Genomic DNA, 2,840 nt, shown 5'->3' on the forward strand with positions numbered 1-2,840 from the left:
AGGCCGAATTTGAAGTCTTTTCTGAACGAAACCCCCTACTATCTGTTGTCAAGGTTCAGTTTTTAGCTTGGTTATCGCTTTTTCCATTGTAGCTTAAAGCCGTCGTAAAACGACGGGGTTTTAACCCAAATTTTCGATAACTGTTTACTGTTTACTGATCACTGAAAAAAGCTTCCCTATTCCCCAGAAGCATTAGGATCGATTTTGAGAACTAAAACCCCTAAAGGTGGTAAACAGAGATCGATCGAGTAGGGACGGCTATGATAGGACCATTCCTCCGACCATTTACCGCCAAGGTTGCCCATATTACTACCGCCATATTTACCCGCATCGCTGTTAAAGATTTCCTGATAAAAACCGGGATGAGGTACACCAACGCGATAATGGCTGTGGGGTTGGGGAGTAAAATTACAGACCACCACCACAAACTCCTGCCAATTTTTGCTCCAGCGCAGGAAAGAAACGACGCTATGACTATTATCACTACAGTCGATCCACTCAAAGCCATCCTGACCAAAATCCTGGGTATATAAAGCAGGTTCACTCTTATAGGTGGCGTTCAAATCAGTGAAAAAGCGTTTTAGCTGTTGATGGGGTTGATACTGCAAAAGACCCCACTCCAAATCACCCCAAACATTCCACTCACTCCACTGGCCAAATTCCATGCTCATAAACAGGGTTTTCTTGCCGGGGTGGGTAAACATATAGCTAAATAATGCCCGGACATTGGCGAATTTTTGCCACTCATCCCCCGGCATTTTGCCAATCATATTACTTTTGCCGTGAACCACTTCATCGTGGGACAAAGCCAGCATATAATTCTCGCTGTGGTTATACCACATACTAAAAGTGACATTATTTTGATGGAATTGACGGAACCAAGGATCCATGCCGAAATAATCGAGCATATCGTGCATCCAGCCCATATTCCACTTCAAATTAAAGCCTAAACCGCCCATATAGGTGGGCCAGGACACCATCGGCCAAGCGGTGGATTCTTCGGCAATAGAGAGAATTCCAGGGAAATAGCTAAAAATTACATGATTGACTTGACGCAGGAATTCAGCGGCCTCTAAATTTTCCCGGCCACCGTACTCGTTAGCCACCCATTCCCCATCTTTACGACAATAATCGAGATAGAGCATGGAAGCCACCGCATCCACGCGAATGCCGTCAATATGGTACTTATCGAACCAAAAAAGAGCATTAGCGACGAGGAAATTTCTGACTTCGTTGCGACCGTAGTTAAAAATTAAGGTTCCCCATTCCTTGTGTTCCCCTTTGCGCGGGTCGCCGTGTTCGTAAAGATGAGTACCATCAAAGAAAGCTAACCCGTGGCCATCTTTGGGGAAGTGACCGGGGACCCAATCCACTAGCACACCAAGGCCATTTTGGTGACATTGATCGACAAAATACATGAAATCTTCAGGATTGCCGTAGCGACTGGTGGGGGCAAAATAACCCGTCACTTGATAACCCCAAGAACCATCAAAAGGATGCTCGGCGATCGGTAATAATTCGATATGGGTGTAACCTAATTCTTTAACGTAGGGAATTAGTTTTTCGGCCAACTCGTAGTAACTCAAAAAGCGCGCCCCAGTGTTCCATTCCGACACAGGAACCGGTTCCCCTTCCCCAGAAAGTAAACGGGGGGGTTCGGCACTAGAAGCGTGCAGCCAAGAACCGAGGTGTAATTCGTAAACGGAAACCGGTTGAGTTAAAGGATCGCTATGGCGGCGTTTTTCCATCCAATCGCTATCATCCCAACTATAGCTATCTAAATTGGCCACGATCGAGGCGGTTTTCGGGCGTACTTCTTGGGCAAAACCGTAGGGATCAGATTTTTCGTAAATATGACCTTGCCAATTTTTGATCTCGTATTTATATTTAGTGCCAACACCGATTTCTGGGATAAACAATTCCCAGACCATATTATTACGTTTCCGCATTTGGTGATCACGACCATCCCAGTTATTGAAATCACCAATAATCGAGACGTTGCGGGCATTAGGGGCCCAAACGGCAAAATAAACCCCTTTAATACCCTCGATTTCGGCTAAATGCGCCCCTAATTTTTCATAAATGCGATGATGGTTGCCCTCCCCAAACAGATGTAAATCAAAATCGCTGAGTTTGGCAGAACGGAAGGCATAGGAATCATAGATTACCCGTTCCTGTTCTCCCTCGTGGATGCGTAATTGATAATTGTTTAGTTCACCGATATCGATGACGCACTCGAAAAAATGGGGATGATAAGCGGTCTTCATGGGATATTCTTGTCTTTGGGACGGTAAAATAACCCAAGCGGCCGTGGTTTTCGGTAAATAGGCTCTAACAACCCATTTATTTACTTTTCCTTCTTTTTCTAGGGGATGGGCCCCCAAAACCTCAAAGGGATCGTGATGGAGGTTGTTGACGATTTGATGGACTTGTTCGGGGGATACCACTATAGACATTCAGTTAACACTCTTGACATCTACAATACTTATAGCAAGGAAATAGTCATTTTTTTGTTGCCTTCTGGGAATTCTCAAACTGATGGTATTGTAAAGTTTCAATGCAAATATAGTCATATATAGCCAGCCATGGTAATATATAGACAGGAAACTATCAGACTAGGCAAAAAAAACAAGAATAAGTTATCGAACGGCTTGGAGGTGGTGGAAACAAGGGAATTTAACAGGCTATCAATTGCCTTCTGGTACAATTATGACAACGGATGACAACCCTTCAAAACCCGACGCTGAGTTAAAAGGCAACGGATAACAATGTTAGTAGCAGAAAGACACATTATCAAGAAAGGACATATATTTTGGGCGGAGATAGATAATTTATCTTGG

At 44.1% G+C, this 2,840-nt stretch carries 1 protein-coding gene; it reads right to left on the reverse strand.

Translation table 11 applies throughout. From position 1 onward, the window contains the following. Nucleotides 1–176: 176 nt before the first annotated feature. Entirely contained in the window at nt 177–2,456 is a 2,280-nt protein-coding gene (gene glgB / locus IM322_RS04845; protein ID WP_287676229.1) for a 1,4-alpha-glucan branching enzyme, read from the reverse strand. Nucleotides 2,457–2,840: the final 384 nt, after the last annotated feature.

The organism is Microcystis sp. M109S1 (assembly GCF_020247025.1).
Taxonomy (GTDB): Bacteria; Cyanobacteriota; Cyanobacteriia; order Cyanobacteriales; family Microcystaceae; genus Microcystis.

What these genes read in the sequence shown, in the direction of transcription:
- glgB (WP_287676229.1), bottom strand. Translation starts at nt 2,456, where the DNA reads ATGTCTATAGTGGTATCCCCCGAACAAGTCCATCAAATCGTCAACAAC.